At 60.4% G+C, this 15,494-nt stretch carries 17 protein-coding genes; 2 read left to right on the top strand and 15 right to left on the bottom strand.

The features are described 5' to 3' along the window. The first annotated feature begins 29 nt into the window (after nucleotides 1–29). A complete protein-coding gene (locus E7T06_RS01945) occupies nucleotides 30–764 on the top strand; it encodes a hypothetical protein (protein WP_136364169.1) in 735 nt (244 codons plus the stop codon). 53 nt (nucleotides 765–817) lie between these two features. On the opposite strand, the gene E7T06_RS01940 is transcribed toward E7T06_RS01945, so the two are convergent. The 4 genes from E7T06_RS01940 to E7T06_RS01925 all read right to left on the bottom strand — a co-directional run bounded on the left by E7T06_RS01940 (nucleotide 818) and on the right by E7T06_RS01925 (nucleotide 4,939). Then, the gene (locus E7T06_RS01940; protein WP_136364168.1) at nucleotides 818–1,705 is read right to left on the bottom strand and encodes a ParB/RepB/Spo0J family partition protein; all 888 of its coding nucleotides are present in this window, start codon (nucleotides 1,703–1,705) and stop codon (nucleotides 818–820) included. Continuing rightward, complete coding sequence (locus E7T06_RS01935; RefSeq protein ID WP_136364167.1) at nucleotides 1,702–2,499, bottom strand: ParA family protein; 798 nt, start codon at nucleotides 2,497–2,499, stop codon at nucleotides 1,702–1,704. Before E7T06_RS01935 ends, E7T06_RS01940 begins: the two co-directional genes overlap by 4 nt. 201 nt (nucleotides 2,500–2,700) lie before the next feature. Then, entirely contained in the window at nucleotides 2,701–3,873 is a 1,173-nt protein-coding gene (gene glf, locus E7T06_RS01930) for a UDP-galactopyranose mutase (RefSeq protein WP_136364166.1), read from the bottom strand. After that, nucleotides 3,866–4,939: a glycosyltransferase family 1 protein gene (locus E7T06_RS01925; protein WP_168733323.1), complete on the bottom strand. Its 1,074-nt coding sequence runs from the start codon at nucleotides 4,937–4,939 to the stop codon at nucleotides 3,866–3,868. The genes glf and E7T06_RS01925 overlap by 8 nt, the downstream gene beginning before the upstream one ends. Before the next feature lie 265 nt (nucleotides 4,940–5,204). On the opposite strand from E7T06_RS01925, the gene E7T06_RS01920 reads away from it, so the two are divergent. Beyond that, nucleotides 5,205–6,416: a beta-glucosidase gene (locus E7T06_RS01920; protein ID WP_136364165.1), complete on the top strand. Its 1,212-nt coding sequence runs from the start codon at nucleotides 5,205–5,207 to the stop codon at nucleotides 6,414–6,416. 26 nt (nucleotides 6,417–6,442) lie between these two features. Here the strand turns inward: E7T06_RS01920 and E7T06_RS01915 are convergent, their stop codons facing one another. The 11 genes from E7T06_RS01915 to E7T06_RS01865 all read right to left on the bottom strand — a co-directional run bounded on the left by E7T06_RS01915 (nucleotide 6,443) and on the right by E7T06_RS01865 (nucleotide 15,484). Then, nucleotides 6,443–7,150: a PucR family transcriptional regulator gene (locus tag E7T06_RS01915; protein WP_240740798.1), complete on the bottom strand. Its 708-nt coding sequence runs from the start codon at nucleotides 7,148–7,150 to the stop codon at nucleotides 6,443–6,445. A 28-nt stretch (nucleotides 7,151–7,178) separates the two neighbouring features. Next, complete coding sequence (locus tag E7T06_RS01910; RefSeq protein WP_136364163.1) at nucleotides 7,179–7,550, bottom strand: hypothetical protein; 372 nt, start codon at nucleotides 7,548–7,550, stop codon at nucleotides 7,179–7,181. A 2-nt stretch (nucleotides 7,551–7,552) separates the two neighbouring features. Further along, nucleotides 7,553–7,981: a cytidine deaminase gene (locus E7T06_RS01905; RefSeq protein WP_136364162.1), complete on the bottom strand. Its 429-nt coding sequence runs from the start codon at nucleotides 7,979–7,981 to the stop codon at nucleotides 7,553–7,555. Further along, nucleotides 7,978–9,222 carry a Zn-dependent hydrolase gene (locus E7T06_RS01900; protein WP_136364161.1) on the bottom strand — a complete coding sequence of 415 codons (1,245 nt, stop codon included), beginning with the start codon at nucleotides 9,220–9,222 and terminating at the stop codon, nucleotides 7,978–7,980. Before E7T06_RS01900 ends, E7T06_RS01905 begins: the two co-directional genes overlap by 4 nt. 80 nt (nucleotides 9,223–9,302) lie before the next feature. Beyond that, a complete protein-coding gene (locus E7T06_RS01895) occupies nucleotides 9,303–9,677 on the bottom strand; it encodes a DUF3060 domain-containing protein (RefSeq protein WP_136364160.1) in 375 nt (124 codons plus the stop codon). 84 nt (nucleotides 9,678–9,761) lie between these two features. Next, complete coding sequence (locus E7T06_RS01890; protein ID WP_136364159.1) at nucleotides 9,762–10,838, bottom strand: ABC transporter substrate-binding protein; 1,077 nt, start codon at nucleotides 10,836–10,838, stop codon at nucleotides 9,762–9,764. A 42-nt stretch (nucleotides 10,839–10,880) separates the two neighbouring features. Continuing rightward, a complete protein-coding gene (locus E7T06_RS01885) occupies nucleotides 10,881–11,837 on the bottom strand; it encodes an ABC transporter permease (protein ID WP_240740797.1) in 957 nt (318 codons plus the stop codon). Continuing rightward, on the bottom strand, nucleotides 11,834–12,724 hold the full coding sequence (locus E7T06_RS01880) for an ABC transporter permease (protein WP_240740796.1): 891 nt from the start codon (nucleotides 12,722–12,724) through the stop codon (nucleotides 11,834–11,836). The genes E7T06_RS01885 and E7T06_RS01880 overlap by 4 nt, the downstream gene beginning before the upstream one ends. Before the next feature lie 142 nt (nucleotides 12,725–12,866). Continuing rightward, nucleotides 12,867–13,661: an ABC transporter ATP-binding protein gene (locus E7T06_RS01875; RefSeq protein ID WP_136364157.1), complete on the bottom strand. Its 795-nt coding sequence runs from the start codon at nucleotides 13,659–13,661 to the stop codon at nucleotides 12,867–12,869. A 100-nt stretch (nucleotides 13,662–13,761) separates the two neighbouring features. Continuing rightward, nucleotides 13,762–15,126, bottom strand: coding sequence for a dihydropyrimidinase (gene hydA / locus E7T06_RS01870; protein WP_136364156.1), 1,365 nt, complete (start codon nucleotides 15,124–15,126; stop codon nucleotides 13,762–13,764). A gap of 22 nt (nucleotides 15,127–15,148) precedes the next feature. Then, nucleotides 15,149–15,484 carry a hypothetical protein gene (locus tag E7T06_RS01865; RefSeq protein ID WP_136364155.1) on the bottom strand — a complete coding sequence of 112 codons (336 nt, stop codon included), beginning with the start codon at nucleotides 15,482–15,484 and terminating at the stop codon, nucleotides 15,149–15,151. Nucleotides 15,485–15,494: the final 10 nt, after the last annotated feature.

Genomic DNA, 15,494 nt, shown 5'->3' with positions numbered 1-15,494 from the left:
GGGGGGCTTGCTTGCCCTAGCATGGGCGCATGATTTACGCCTTCCTGAACCCGGTGGATACCTTCACTGCCGCGCCCACTTCGGACGGTTTCCCTGCCGACGCCTTCGTCGTGGGAGAGTTTGACCGCCGCATGTCGGGCCTGTCCCGCTTGCTGCACGAGGCCACGCTCATCCCAGTCACGGGCATGAACGAGGACGAGTTGCTGAACGTTCCCGCTGCCTTTTTCTCTTGGCAAGTGTTGCTGCACGGTGCAGTCGTGGTCAATCCGGACGGAGAAGAAGACCCGGCGTGGCGGCGACTGACCGTAGAAACGCTGGCGCAGCGGGCCGACGCCCTGAATCTGGCGTTTCAAGCGGCGCAGCATATCGGGCAACTGGGGCAACTGGGCACCGAGGCCGAGTTGATAGAACGGGCGGGCCGTCCGCTGCTGGTGCGCCTGACCCACCCGCACGACCTCGATTACGCGCTGGACGCGGCTGCTCTGACGTGGGCCACCTGGCTAGAAGAAGGCCCATTCCGGGGCGACCTGCGCCTGATGCGTGAAGGCGACCTGCTGACCATGCTGCCGCGTGAAATTAACCCCGAAAGCGCCGTGAACTACGTCCTGTCTGCACTGGAAGGCGAGGTGGAGTTGACGGTAGGTGTGAGCGCCAGCCAAAACGACGCCACGTTTCTGTCCCTGTGTGACTTTGCCATGATTCCGGGGAGTGGGCCACTACTGAGGCTGTCGGCGGCTGTAGATGCAGACCTAGATATGGAGTAAGTTGGCAGAGCAAAAAACTGCTCGTCACGTGACGAGCAACTTGTCAGATTTGGTTATTCGCCGTCCAGCAAAGCCCGCACTTGCCCCAGCAACCGCTCAACTTTTTTGCGTCGGGCGGGGTCAAGGTTATCCAGTGCCCGATTATGGCTGAGGCGGCGAGCCACTGCTTGCCAACCCTCGGCGGGTTCAGCGGTAGGTGCAACCTGTGCGCGGAGGTCTTGCACAGTGGCTCCCGCTTCGGCGGAGTGCAATAACTTGGCGCGGGCGTCGGCATCGGCAACACGGCCAATGACCAATGCCTTGCGGTAATCCAGACCTAGACGCACGGCGGTCTGCACGTCTTCGGGCAAGTTGAGGACGGCGGCGCGGTTGCGAATAAACGAACGCCACGACTCGCGGCCCAGTGCGCCAAAGGTCGTATCGAGGCGTGACACAATTTCTGGGTCGGCCTCCGGCGTGCGGTCTAGCGCGAACATCCGGGCCACAGCTTCGGTTTCCGGCACGTTCAGCGTTGCGGCGGCCACTTGCAGCCGCGCCCGGACTTCCTCAATCACATTTAAATTCTCGCGTTGCAAGTTTTCTACGGCAGCAGCCAACCGTGCCTGTGCATCGTCCAGGTCACGGATCAGAACGGGAACCTCGGCAAGTCCGGCCAAGCTTGCCGCCCGCCAGCGCCGTTCTCCAGCCATAATTTCGTAGCGGCCCCCGGCCAACGGACGCACCAACAGCGGTTGCAGCACGCCCTGTTCACGAATGCTGCGGGCCAAATCTTCCAGCGCTTCAGGTGCAAAATGCACGCGGGGCTGGAAGGTTCCGGCTTGTAAGGCCGCGACGGGCAGACTCGTCGAAGCGGGCTGAGATAGGGCTTCCACGCCAGAGACCAGCCCGCTGAGGCGCGAACCGACGACAGGCCGGACGGCAGGGCGACTTTTGGCACTCACCGCTGTACCTCTGCTCCGGCTGGATCGGGTTCGCTGAGGTGAAATGGCAGCCCGATGACGGCTGCGATTTCGGCGGTCACGCGCAACACGTCGGCGTGCACAGGCGAACCTGGCGCGTACACGCCAACCGGTTGGCCCGCACTGGCACTGTCGTTCCACACGGCTCCCCGGTCTGGAATCGGGCTGGCAAGGGGTTTCAGAATGCCTTGTAAGGCCGCATACGCCTCACGGTCATGAGAACGTCGGGCGTCGTAGAGCGTGGGCACATACAGGCCCACCGTCAGGTCGGGGCGCAGCTTGCGGTAAGTGGCCATCGCCTCACCCAACCCGGCCAGCGCGTTCATTCCTTTTTGGCGCGTCGGCACGGGCACGATCAGGTGATCGGCGGCCAGGGCCGCCAAGATGGACAGTTGGCCGAGACTGGGGGGACTGTCGATCAGCACCACGTCGTATTGATCTGAGACCTGTGCCAGCGCTCCCCGCAGGTGCAGGTGCGCCCCCACCACGCCCATCATCTGCCCTTCTGCCAGTGCCAAAGACACGTCGCTGGGAATGAGGTGCAGGCCATGCACAGGCACCGGCACAGGCAAGGGATCGCCCCGCGTCGCCATACCGTAGGCGGTCTGTTCGCGGCGCACAGCTTCTACGCCCAGCCAGTCGGTCAAGTTGGCCTGAGGATCGAGGTCGATCAGCAAAACCCGGAGCCCGGAGTGTGCGAGCGTGTAGCCCACATCCCGCGTCAGGCTGGTTTTCATCACCCCACCCGCATGATTAAAGAGCGTTAGCGTTTGCATCTACGCTTAGAGTAGCGCGAGTCGGCTTCAGCGCACCTCGGGCGTGGGCATTCGGCGACACGGAGCGGCGGCCCCTACATCAGCGGGCCGCCTTCAACTTGAAATAGCTGCTCCGAAGAGCGGTGGAACACGCCTGGGCTTGCCCGGAGTTGAGGTGTTAGGGAGCGGCACCTTCATAGCCACCAACCCCCAAGCGGCACCCTAGACCTGAACTTCCGCCTCCGTCCTCACACCTGCCAGATCAGGCTCCAACTGCTTAAAGGTCATCAACGCCTGCGCCACCACCTGATCCATGTTGTAGTACTTGTACGTGGCGAGGCGGCCTACGAAAGTCACGCCCTGCAAGGCTTCGGCGTCGGCGGCATACTTGCGGTACAGCTCAGCGTTTTCAGGGCGCGGCACAGGATAGTAAGGGTCGCCCTCTGAGGTGGGATATTCGTACACGAGACTGGTCTGCGCGTGCGTTTGCCCCGTGATGTGCTTGAATTCCGACACGCGGGTAAAGGTGGAATCGTTGGGATGGTTGACTGTGCCCACCGGCTGAAACTGCTCCTGCGGCAACGTGACGTGTTCAAAATTCAGGCTGCGGTAGGGCAATCGGCCATAGCGGAAGTCGAAAAACGTGTCGATGGGGCCGGTATAAATCAGGTGATCGTGCGGCAGCATGTCGATTACGTCGCGGTAATCGGTATTTAGCATCACGCTGATGTGAGGGTGCGCCAGCATCGCTTCGAACATGCGCGTATACCCGTGACGCGGCATGGCCTGATAGGTGTCGGTAAAGTAGCGGTCGTCGCGGCTGGTGCGGGTCGGTACGCGTGCGGTGACCGAAGAATCGAGTTCGGAGGGGTCAAGGCCCCACTGTTTGCGGGTGTAGCCCCGGAAAAATTTGTTGTACAGGTCGCGGCCTACCCGGTTCACGATCACGTCTTCGCTGGTTCGCACCTGCTCAACGGGTTCAGCCACGCTGGAAAAGTAGTCTTCGAGTTGCGCGGCGGTCAGGCTCAGGCCGTACAGGCGGTTCACGGTGTCGAGATTGATGGGAATAGGCAGCTTTTGGCCGTCCACATTGGCAAGAACGCGGTGTTCGTAAGGCCGCCACGCTGTAAATTGCGACAAGTAATCGAACACCTGCCGCGAATTGGTATGGAAAATGTGCGGGCCATACGGATGAATCAGAATGCCTGCCTCGTCGTGGCGGTCATAGGCGTTGCCGCCAATATGCGGGCGACGATCAACGATCAGCACGCGCTTCCCCACGCTGGCAAGGCGCTCAGCCAACACCGATCCAGCGAACCCGGCACCCACGATCAAATAGTCAAATCCCTGCTTTTTCCGGCTGCCCTGCATATTGAGAGTTAAAGAATCAGTCATCGGCGGCCTCCACCACGAGAGTTGTGCGTTCGGCGGCAGCTTCGGCCATCCGGTCTTCCATCCCCTGCCATGTCTTGTCCCAAGACAGTTGGCTCAGGTGGGCGTCTGCGCGGCTCTGGCGTTCGGTGGCCTGCGCCGTGCCGCGTGCGTCCAACAGCTTCTGAATGGCCGTTTCGAAACCCTGCGCGTCGTGCGCGATTTCCAGCAACTGAGCTTCGCCGTAGGGCCGGACCACGTCATGAATGGCAGTAGACACGACGGGCACACCCGCCGCCAAGTACTCGGGGGTTTTGGTGGGCGAGATGAATTCGGTGGCGTCGTTGCGGGCAAACGGCAGCAGAGCCACGTCCCAGCCGCTTAGATAAGCAGGCAAATCCCCATAGCCTTTTTGGCCCAAATAATGCACGTTGCTGGCCTGCGGCAGCTCTTCACGCGACACCTTGACCACTGGCCCCAGCAGCACGAACGTCCAATCGGGGCGGCGCTCGGCCAGTTCAGACATCAGCGCGGCGTCAAACCGTTCGTCCAGTACGCCGTAAAAGCCGAGGCGTGGGCCGGGCAATCCCGCCTGATCTTCGGGTTCGGCCTTCACGGTGCGGGCGGCAGCGAAGTGGGGCACGTCTACGCTGGACGGAAACGGGAAAGCGCGGGAGTGCTTGTGGCGCTTGGCCTCCCAGAGGCGGTGGCCCCCCGTAAACACCAGGTCGGCGCGGCGGAACAGCTCGGTTTCGCGGGTCAGCAATTCGGGCGGGGCATAGCGGAAATTGGCGAGTTCGTCCATGCAGTCGTACACCGTCAGTGCAGGACTCAGGCCCGCCGTGATCGGCAATTCCATCGGGCTATAGACCCACAGCACGTACTCGGTCAGCCCCTCATTTCGCACCAGCCCTTGAAGCAGCTTGGCCGTGCGCGCCTGGGACTCGTCGGCACTTAAGCCCTGCGTGACGTGTGGCGTGCATACCGTTACGCCGCTCTGATCTTTTCGCAGCGCCATAGTATCGCCCTGATCGCCAAAAATCGGCTCCTCCACGTAGTAGACGCTGCGGGTTTGCGCGGCCCGCGTCATCAGGTGTTGAGGACGCTGAAACACGAAATCCCACCGCAGGTGGGCAATGCAGATCAGGGCGGGGGAGGGGGCTTGCGAAGTGGATGCAGAATATGTCACAGTAGACTTCCTTTTTGTGGGATGAGAGTCATGGGGCGTGGGCACATTCGAGAAATTTAGCGCCCCAGCTGGCTTCGCCCGTGCCAATCCAGCGAAGGCCAATTCATAAACTTTGTTTGTGGGCTGAGAAATCAGTGAGCGTGGTTTCATTATTTCTCATCTGGAAATGAAGCTCCATCTGGGCGAAATGGTGGGCATGGCTGTCACTTATCCCCCCGACTGTGTTGTCCAGCCGATGGTTTCACAGCTCTTCCATAGCTTTTTTCAGGGCGGATTCGAATGTTCTACCCAGCGCCTGCGGGCAGGACGGCGCTTGGACGTCATTGACGCCACCGCCCATGACCGCTTTGCCGAACAAGATTACAGCCGCCTCAAGGAAATCGGAATGCAGACTGCCCGCGACGGCTTTCGCTGGCACCTGATTGAACATACTCCTGGCGAATACGACTTTCGGAGCGTGTTGCCGATGCTGCGGGCTGCCCGCCACACTGGAATGCAAATTATTTGGGATTTGTGCCACTACGGGTGGCCCGATTTCGTGGATGTGTTTTCGCCCGAATTCCCCGAACAATTTGGGCGTTATGCCGCTGCCTGCGCCGCAGTCATCGCCCAAGAAGCCGTGCTGGCTCAAGGAGGCCCCAACGCCGTACCATTCGTGTGCCCCATCAACGAAATTTCATTTTTGACGTGGGCAGGCGGCGACGTGGGCTATCTGAACCCGTTTGCACATGGGCGGGGGCTAGAGCTGAAAATGCAGTTGGTACGGGCAGCGTTGCGGGCCACTGACGCGCTCCGCCGAGTGCTGCCGAATGTACGGATTGTCTACGCCGAACCCTTGCTATCGAGTCGCTGCCACCCGCACCGCCTGCACGAAGAAGCGTTGGCGCAGGCCGAACACTTGGGGCAATATCAAACGCTAGATATGCTGAGCGGGCGATTGTACCCCGAATTGGGCGGCTACGCGGAGGCGCTGGACATCGTGGGGCTAAATTACTATCCCTATAACCAGTGGATTTTTCACCCCTTCGCCCACGAGCGAGAGCATGTGCCCGCCGGACACCCACTGCACCGCCCGCTGAGCGACCTGTTGGGCGAAGTGCATACCCGCTATGGCCGCCCCCTGTGGTTGTCTGAGACGGGCACAGAGGGAGAAGCGCGTCCTGAATGGCTGCGCGGCGTGACGGATGAGGTGCGGCGGGCGCGGGAGCAGGGCGTTCCGGTGGAAGGCGTGTGCCTCTATCCGATCCTCAATCATGCGGGCTGGGATGATGACCGCCCCTGCCCCAACGGGCTGTGGGATGGCTGCGGCCCACGTGGAGAGCGCCACATCTACGCGCCACTGCTGCACGAATTGAGAGCGCAGGGGTTGGAGGGTTAGCCGTCTCCTCTCAACCTCTCTAGACGCTACCCTTCCCCACCTGCCGACGCCTCTCCCCTCGCAATCTCTAGGGCCAGTTGCAAGCCCAGTTGCCGCCGGGGACTGTCCAGATCGCCCAACATGGCCCGCAGTTGCTCTAGACGGTAATAGATGGTTTGGCGGCGGACGCCCAACTGACGCGCAGATTGCGCCATATTGAAATTGTGGTCGAGCAGCGCCCCGAGCGTGCTGAGCAGCGTGGCACGCGGGCGCGGCGGCAGGGCCAAGAGCGCACCCAAATGCGCCTGCATAAAGCCGAGGCTGCGGCCCGTTTCGTTCAGGGCGTCCAGCAGCGGGGCCAACGACGGTTCGGAGGCGTCGGCAGGCGGCCTAAGAATGCGGGCATGGGCGGCGCGGGTCAGGGCTGCAAAACTGACTTCCTTTCGGAACACGATCAACGGGAAATCGTAGAGGCGGGCCGCGCCGAGCAGGGCCGGGGGGGGGTCACGCAAGTCGCGCACCAATTCCAAGATCAGCCCGTGCGCCCCGCCCTCTGCCAGCGAGCGCAAATAGGCTTCGGCTTCCACATCATTCAGTGAAGTGAGTGGCGAACCCGTGCTGAGCAGCACTTCTCCCCCACTGAGGAAGCGGGCGGCGTCGGCAATTTCGGAGACATGCACCCACGTGACGGGCTGCGCCAATCGGCTCTGACCGCTCAGAACTTCTGCGCCCGCAAACGCCGGCAGGGTCAACAAGTCGGCAAGCGTGGGCAGCACTGGAGAATCAGGCCAACATCGCAGATACATGGGGAGCTGGAGTGACCATAGCCGAAGCGGTTTTGATCTTCTGCCCTTCAACTTTGAATAGAGCGGCAATATTTGAACTCATTGGTCCGAGAGAGCCGGGTTGAGTCAAAGGAACAGGCTCTGCCACACTATCGCCGAGGAATGAACAGCTGATCAATGTGGCTTGGGTGCTGCAAACGTTAAAGTTAGTGAAAACAAGTTGCCAGATTTCTAGTGCGCCGTCTGCCATCAGTTTGGAGGGATGACCATAAAACGTTGCATCTTCCCACCAAAACGACATGAATGCGTCTATGTCAGTAGCATTGAGGGCATGGACCTGACCTCCAACGATTTCCTCAGGGGTTTTCATAGTTACTCGGCTTGACGGCTTGCTTCGCCATGCTCCCGGTCAGTCTGAGCGTGCCAGTTGTAGGTGTAGGGCAACAACTCGCGGATACCGACGCGCCGGATCTGTGGCCCGTGTGGAACCAGCACTTGAATGTCTGGATGGTAATCGAACAGGATTTGTCTGCACCGCCCGCAAGGGGCCAGCACACCGCGCCCCCGGTTGCCCACCGCCACGACGACTTCCAGTGGCGCGGCCTGCTGAGCGGCAGCCACCGCCAACACCACTGGCTCGGCACAGAGGCCGCCCGTAAAGTGATACAGATTCACGCCATCGAAATGCCTGCCCGCCGTATCGAGGGCTACCGCCGCTACCGTGTGATTTTCATCGTCGGGCAAGGACTCGATCAGTGCCCGTGCCCGCTCGATCAACGCCTGATCTGCCGCCGAACTCATGCCCGCCCCTCTATCCATGCCACCGCTTTATCGGCCAATTGATCCAGCGCCGACACACACAACTCAAGGTGGTCTTCACGGGTGTCTTCGATTTTGTTGTGGCTGATGCCGCGTAAACTCTGCACGAACAGCATCACGGTGGGCACTCCGGCGCGGGCCACTTCTGCCGCGTCGTGCAGGGGGCCGCTGGGGAGGCGGTGGCTGGTGGGCGTGACTTCCAAAATAGACGCCTCACACGCGTCGATCAGCTCTGGGTCAAACAAAATCGGCTCTATGTTCCAGAGATCGGCGAAGGTAACGGAGCAGCCGCCCTCCTCGGCAAACTGGGTGGCGGCGAACTGCGCGTCTTGCCACATGGCGGCCAGTTTTTCGGCGTTCAGATGGCGCTGATCCAGTGTGATTTCGCAGGTTTCCACGACGCTGGTCACGATGCCGGGCAGGGTTTTGACGCTCCCGATGGTGCAAACGCCGCCGTGCTTGGCCGCGATGGTGTAGATTTCTGCCCCAAATCGGCCTGCCGCCAGAAACGCATCTTTGCGGACATTCATAGGCGTGCTGCCCGAATGTGCCGCCTGCCCATGAAAAGTGATGGTGTGCCGCTCCACGCCCACCGTGCCCAACACCGCGCCCAGTGGCAGCCCCAGCCCTTCCAGCACTGGCCCCTGCTCTATGTGCAGTTCCAAATATGCCGCCGCATTCTTCAGTTCGGCCCGAGCTTGGGGCGCATCGGCCAGAGTCACGCCCACTTTCAGCAGGGCATCGGCCAACGAAACGCCGTCGCGGTCATGCAATTTCGCCATCTGATCTACGTCAAAATACCCGCTGGCCGCGCTGGAACCGTACAGGCTGCGACCAAAGCGTGCGCCTTCTTCGTCGGCCCAATCCACAAGGCGCACGGTGACAGGCGGCTTGCTCCCATACTGCGCATTAATGCGGCGCAGCACTTCTAGGCCCGCCAGCACATTCAGGCAGCCGTCCAGCCAACCGCCGTTCGGCACGCTGTCAAGGTGACCGCCGATCAACAATTCCCGCTCCGATTCGCCGCGTAGGGTGGCCCACAGGTTTCCCGCCGGATCGCTATGCACTTCCACAGGCAACTCAGCCAAACGTTCCCTCAAAAAGTTGCGGGCCGCCACCCATTTGTCGGTAAACGCCACCCGTTGAGCGCCGTGTTCATCGCCTGTGAGAGCACGGAGGGCCTTGAGTTCGTTTACAGTCCGGCGCGGATCGAGTGTCGTCATAGGCTCCCCTTCAAGAGTGAAACTGGAAAATTAGAACCCCGCCAACCAGAGCAACTGGAATTGGCGGAGGAGTCAGGATGCTACTTTTTAAGAATCTTGTTGGCTGTTCCCGTGATGCGCGTCATGGGCTTAACCCCTTTCAACGACTTGCTCCAAGTCACGGTGTTCTGTCTGCCGTTGATAACGATTTGCCCGACTGCGACAACTGTGACGACATTTTTACTGCCATTCACCACGACTTGGGTACAGTTGCCAGTCAACGTCAGCTTATTGCCGCTGCCGCTCACAGTTACGGCGTCGCCGTTGCACTTCAGGGCGCGGGCCGAGTTGTCGCCTGCCAACATTTGCCCCATACCGGGAATGGTCATGGTGGCGCTCTGGGCGGCCACTTGAGAAAAAAGCAGGCTGCCAGAGCAAACGCAGCCCGCCGCCAACCACCGCACCGAAGGAATCATGCCGTCTACTCTACTGCGGAACTGTTCAGCTTGAGGCTACACTCCCCCAACTGAACAGTACCCGCTATGTTGAGATTGCCGGACTTACTTTTTGCCCGTCGCCGCCTGCCAAACGGTGTAATCCACCGCTCCGGCAGCGGGGTCAGCTTTCAAAATGCCCAAGCTTTTGAGGAGGGTCACGTTGGATTTGTACACGGCTGGATCGAGGTATCCGGCGCGGCCTTTGAGCGTCGGGCCACTGTTGTACAGCTTGGCAATTTCGGCCATTTGCCACGTCTGGTGGCCTTTGGCGTCGGCGCGGGTGCCCGAGCCTTTGCAGGTGTTACCGCAGAGGGGCAGCACGATATTCACGGCCTCGGCCTGATTTTTCACAGCGTAATTCCAACCCTTCAGGCTGGCCCGCACCAACCGTGCCGCAATTTCGCGCCCGCTGAGGCCGCTGTTCTTAAAGTTCTTGTCGTCCAGCACCTTCTGAGACGTGAACATCAAGTCTTCCAGCAAGTTGATGCCGTAGTCGGACGCTTTGAAGATGCGGAGTTTGTCCATGCTGTAGCCGAGGCCCACGATCTGATCGACTTCGTTGTAGGTCATGGCCGACACGAGGTCGACTTTGTCGGGGAAGACGATACTGGGGTCAAAGGGATAAGTGACGGCCTGCACGCTGGGATTGGACACGGTGGAGTCGAGACTGGTGGTCAGGCCGTATTTTTTCATCAGGGCGATGGCCGGGTATTCGTTGCCGCTGGGCCACACGCCCACGCGCTTGCCCTTAAAGTCGGCGGGCTTGATGAGGTTGCTGGATTTGAGGGACACCAACGTAAAGCCAGATTTTTGGAACAGTTGCGCGATGTGAACCACTGGAAGCCCCTGCTGGCGGGCCGTAAGCAAGTCAGTAATCCAAGTGGTGCCGAAATCTGCTGCGCCTGTAGACACCGTTTGGATAGGTGACTGATCCCCGATGGGCAACAACTGCACGTCCAGCCCTTCCGCCTTGAAGTAGCCTTTGGCCTGCGCCACAAAGAATCCGGCGAACTGGGCCTGCGGGAACCACTTCAGTTGCAGCCGCACCTGCACGGGCTTGGCAGGCGTGCCGGACTGTGCGGCGGCGGTGGGAAGGATGGCGAGGCCGAGCAGGGCGGACAAGAGCGCGAATTTCTTCATTATGGAACCTCCAAAACAGAGGGGAAGTGCGGGGAGTGATCTCTAATTTCTTCGCAACACGTAGCGTTCTAGGGCTGAAATCAACAGATAGAACGAAATGCCGATAACCGAGGCCACCACAATCGCGGCCCACACGATGTCCAGCCCGAAGCGCCCGACTTCGATTTGAATGCGGAAGCCCAGCCCGTGCCCTTCGGTGCCGAAGAACTCCGCGACGATGGCGTTGATGAGGGCCAGCGTTGAACTGACGCGCAGAGCGGTAAAAATGAAGGGGAGGGCCGAGGGCCAGCGTACCTCACGGAAGGTCTGGGCGGGCGAGGCGGCATAGGAGTGCATCAAGTCAAGGTGCATAGGTTGGGCGCTTTGCAGGCCGCGCACCGCGTTGATGACGACGGGGAACAGCACCGTAATGGCGACGATGATGGTTTTGGATGGCCAGCCCAATCCCGCCGCCTTGATGACCACCGGGGCCAAAGCGACGATAGGCACGCTAGAAAGCAACGCCGCGTAAGGCAGGACGCCGCGTTCGAGGATGCGGAATCGCACGGCCAAGAGTGCCAGCGCCAACCCCGCCAACGTGCCGATAACGAATCCAAGCAGCGCTTCTAGTACGAAGGTGTAATAAGCGTCTTGCAGCAACACGGTGCGGGCGGCCCACAGCGACTGCGCCACCTTGCTGGGCGTGGGAATCAGTCCGGTGGGAATGGCGTAGGCGCGGAGAACAGCTTCGGCGGCGAGGACAGCGAGAATGAGTGTGGCGGCGGCAGGCAAAATGCGGGCGGTGCGGTTTTCGCCCTGTGCGCTTTGCCGGATGCCCACTGCGCCGACTACCAGCAGAGCCACCACGCTCAATAACCAGGGCCACGCCACCGCCGGGGCGGGTTGTCCGGCCAGCAGGAAACTCAGGCCTAGTAATCCAAGAGCGGCAAGCAGCAGCAGCGGCAGGCCGAAGCCAGAGCGCACCGGAAGCGCCGTCACCTGCACAGAGTCCTGCGTCATGCTGGGGGTCGCCACCGGGTCACCAACCTTTCTAGTCCGCCAATAATTGCCACCAGCACGATGCCCAGCGCCGCGCCGTAAATCATGATGACCCAGAGCGCCACCGTATCGGACGCCCGCGAGTTTTCGGCCAGCATCTTGCCCAGCCCGGAAAAGGAGATGGTGCTGATTTCGGCCACGATGCTGCCCACCAGCGCCGCCGTCGCCGCCACTTTCAGCGACGTGAACAGGTAGGGCAGGCTGGCCGGAATCCGAAGCAGCCCAAACACCTGCGCGGGCGAGGCGCGGTAGGTTCGCATCAAATCCAGTTGCAGTGGGTCGGGACTGCGGAGGCCCTGCGCCATACCGATGGCTATAGGAAAAAAGGCGATGTAGGCGGCGATGATGGCTTTGGGGACGAACCCCTGCACGCCGTATTGCCCCAGCAGCACAGCCAGCATGGGCGCGAGGGCCACGATGGGCACGGTTTGCGAGGCCACCAACCAAGGCAACGTGGCCCGCTCGAAGCTGCGGCTCCGAACCAGTAGGGTTGCCAAAACGAGTCCGAATACGGACGCCAGCGCCAGCCCCAGCAGCGTTTCTCCACCTGTGACGAGGGCGTTGTAGGGCGCACTGGTGGGAGCCAATGGCGGCACACTGAGATTACGAAAGCCGCTGGCAAATTGGCCCGGCGCGGGAATGACCGGATTGCGGAGCTGTGTGGCACAGGCCAAAGCCGTCGAGCAGCCCAAATCTGCACCGCTGGCCAGCGAGCGGGCTGCCTGCCCCGAATTGGCCCACAGCATCAGCGGCCAATACAGCAGCAGGGCGGCGAGGGCAACGCCGAGCATGGGCAACAGATTGGAAGGGCGGCGGGCGGGGCGGGGGGAACTGGGCAGCGTGGTCATCGGGGCAAACCCCCCCGTTGCTTTGCAACGCCCCCCCTTAAAGGGGAGGACAACCGCTGTTGCTCTCCCCTTGAGGGGGGCTGGCTGCGAACTGGTACAGCTCCGAAGGAGAGCAGACTGGGGGGTTGTCTTCCCGCCCCCCTCACGAATGCCCCTTCTTCAGCAGTTCCCGAATCTGGGTCGCGTACTCGAAAAAACGCGGGTCTTCACGGCTTTCTTCGCTTCGAGGGTGTGGCAACCCAATATCCACGATTCCTTCAATCTTGCCGGGGCGGGCGGTCATGACCACCACGCGGGTGCTGAGGAAGACCGCCTCGCTGATGGAATGGGTCACGAACACCACCGTTTTGCCCGTCTCGCGCCACAACCGCAAGAGTTCCAGATTGAGATTCTCGCGGGTGATTTCGTCCAACGCCCCGAACGGTTCATCCATGAAAAGCATCGCCGGATCGAAAGCCAGCGCCCGCGCAATGCTCACGCGCTGCTGCATCCCGCCCGACAGCTGCCAAGGGTAAGACCGCTCGAATTTTTCAAGCCCCACCAGTTTCAGCATCTCGCGGGCGCGGCTGTCCCTCTCGGCTTTGGGCGTATTCATCACGTCCAGCGGCAACTTGACGTTGTTCAGCACATTGCGCCATTCCATCAACGCCGGAGCCTGAAACACGTAACCGTAGGCCCGGTTTTCGCGGGCTTTTCTGGGCGTATCTCCGTTCACCAACAATTCGCCGCCTGTGGGTTGAATCAGGTCGGCCATCAACCTTAGCAGCGTGGTTTTGCCGCATCCAGACGGCCCAATCAGGCTGATAAACTCTCCCGGCATGATCAGTAGATTGGCATCCTTGAGGGCCACTGTTTGCCCGCCGGGAGTGGGGAAAATCATGCTGAGGTCGCGCACGGAGACGATGGGAGCGTCAGAAGTTGGGCGGGATACGGTCAAGGGGAATACCTCTGAGACGGGAAATGGTGGCTGAGATGGAAGGCGAACCCCCGGCTGCTGTGCAACGGCCCCCCTGAGAGAGGGACAGAAAAGGCAACCACTAACGCCGGAGCAGTTGCCCGCGCCCCACCGTGCCCACGAATTCGCCGTTCTCGGCGGCCACTTCGCCGCGCACGGTCACGAGTTCGGGGCGGCCATCGAGTTCAAAGCCTTCAAAGCCGCTGTAGTCGTTGTTCATGTGCGATGTGGCGGCACTGACCACGCCCCGATACTGGGGGTCGAACACCACGATATCGGCGTCGCTGCCCACCGACAATGTGCCTTTGCGTGGGTAGAGGCCGAACAGTTGCGCGGCGCGGGTGCTGGCCGCGTCTACGAAGCGTTCCAGCCGCAGATTGCCCCGGCTGACACCGTAGGTATACAGCAAGTTCACGCGGTCTTCGATGGCGGGAATGCCGTTGGGAATCAGGGTGAAATTGCCGTCGCCCATGTGTTTTTGGGCCACGTCGAAGGGGCAATGATCGGTGCCCACCGTATCGATCTGCCCCAGTTCCAGCGCCTGCCACAGCGCGGGCTGGTTGCTTTTGTCGCGCAGGGGCGGCGACATCACATGCTTTGCGCCCTCTATGCCGGGGCGTTCGGCATAGGTTTTGTCGAGCAACAGGTGGGGAATCACCACTTCCACGCCAATATCCACGCCGCGTGCTTTGGCGTCCAGCGCGGCCTCTAGCGCGCGGGCGTTGGAGAGATGCACCACGTACCCTTTCGCGCCCGTCATTTCTAGGAAGGTGGCAAAGTGCGCTGTGCCTTCCGCCTCCACCGCTTCTGGGCGGCTGGGTTCATGCCATTCGGGGCCGGTGTTGCCTTCTGCCAACAGCTTTTGCTGCAATTGAGACACCAAGTCGGCGTTCTCGCAGTGAGCGGTCACGATCACGCCCAATTCTTTGGCGAGCTTGCATACTTGGTAAAGCGCGGCGTCATCTATGCCGAATGCGCCCTTATAGGCCAGAAAAACCTTGAACGACTTCATTCCGTCCGCTACCAATTGGCGCAAAGTAGCTTCGGTTTCATCATCCCAGCGGGTCACGCCCAAATGGAAGGTGTAGTCGCTCGCGCTACTGCCTTCCGCTTTTCTTGTCCAGATGTTCCATGCATCAGCCAGCTTTTCATTTCCTGCCGGACACAGCATCTCAATAAATGTCGTGGTCCCGCCAACCAACGCCGCCTGAGACGCTGTAGTGTGCGTATCTTTGGCAAAGGTGCCCATGAACGGCAGATGCACATGCACATGTGGGTCAATGAATCCGGGGAAGATATATTTGCCGCTGGCATCAATGACCCGTGCGCCTTCGGGGGCAGTCAGGTTCTCGCCAATTTGGGCAATGATTTCACCTTCAATCAGCAGATCGGCTTTGTATCGCCTGCCGTCTGAGATGAGTTCGCCGTTTTGGATGAGTATGGTCATGCCTTACCCCACGTTACAGATTCTAGAAGGAGACGATTTTGCCTTTGAGTTCTCCGTTGAAGTCAATCACTGCGGCAGGTTGGCCTGTAAATCGGCTCAGACTTTCGGCCAACTCGTGCGTGAGATCAACTGCAATTTGATGCTCTAAATCGCCAGAAAAGACCACTTGCACACCGGGCAACTCATCATTCATTTCAATTTCAAAACCTCTTAGCTTCAAACAGTGCATTCCTTGACCAGAAACTACCTGAGCTGGCTGAGAGGAAATTTGAAGAGCAGCTGCAAACTCACCTTTGGCAAAATTGTATTCAAACAATCCTCCATTGGCCTCACAAATTAAGAACTCAAAGAAAGTCATTCGATCCACT

The sequence above is a fragment of the Deinococcus sp. Arct2-2 genome, from assembly GCF_004801315.1.
Taxonomy (GTDB): Bacteria; Deinococcota; Deinococci; order Deinococcales; family Deinococcaceae; genus Deinococcus.
Note: the sequence above shows the minus strand (reverse complement) of the source record. Positions and strands in the feature narration are given on the sequence as shown.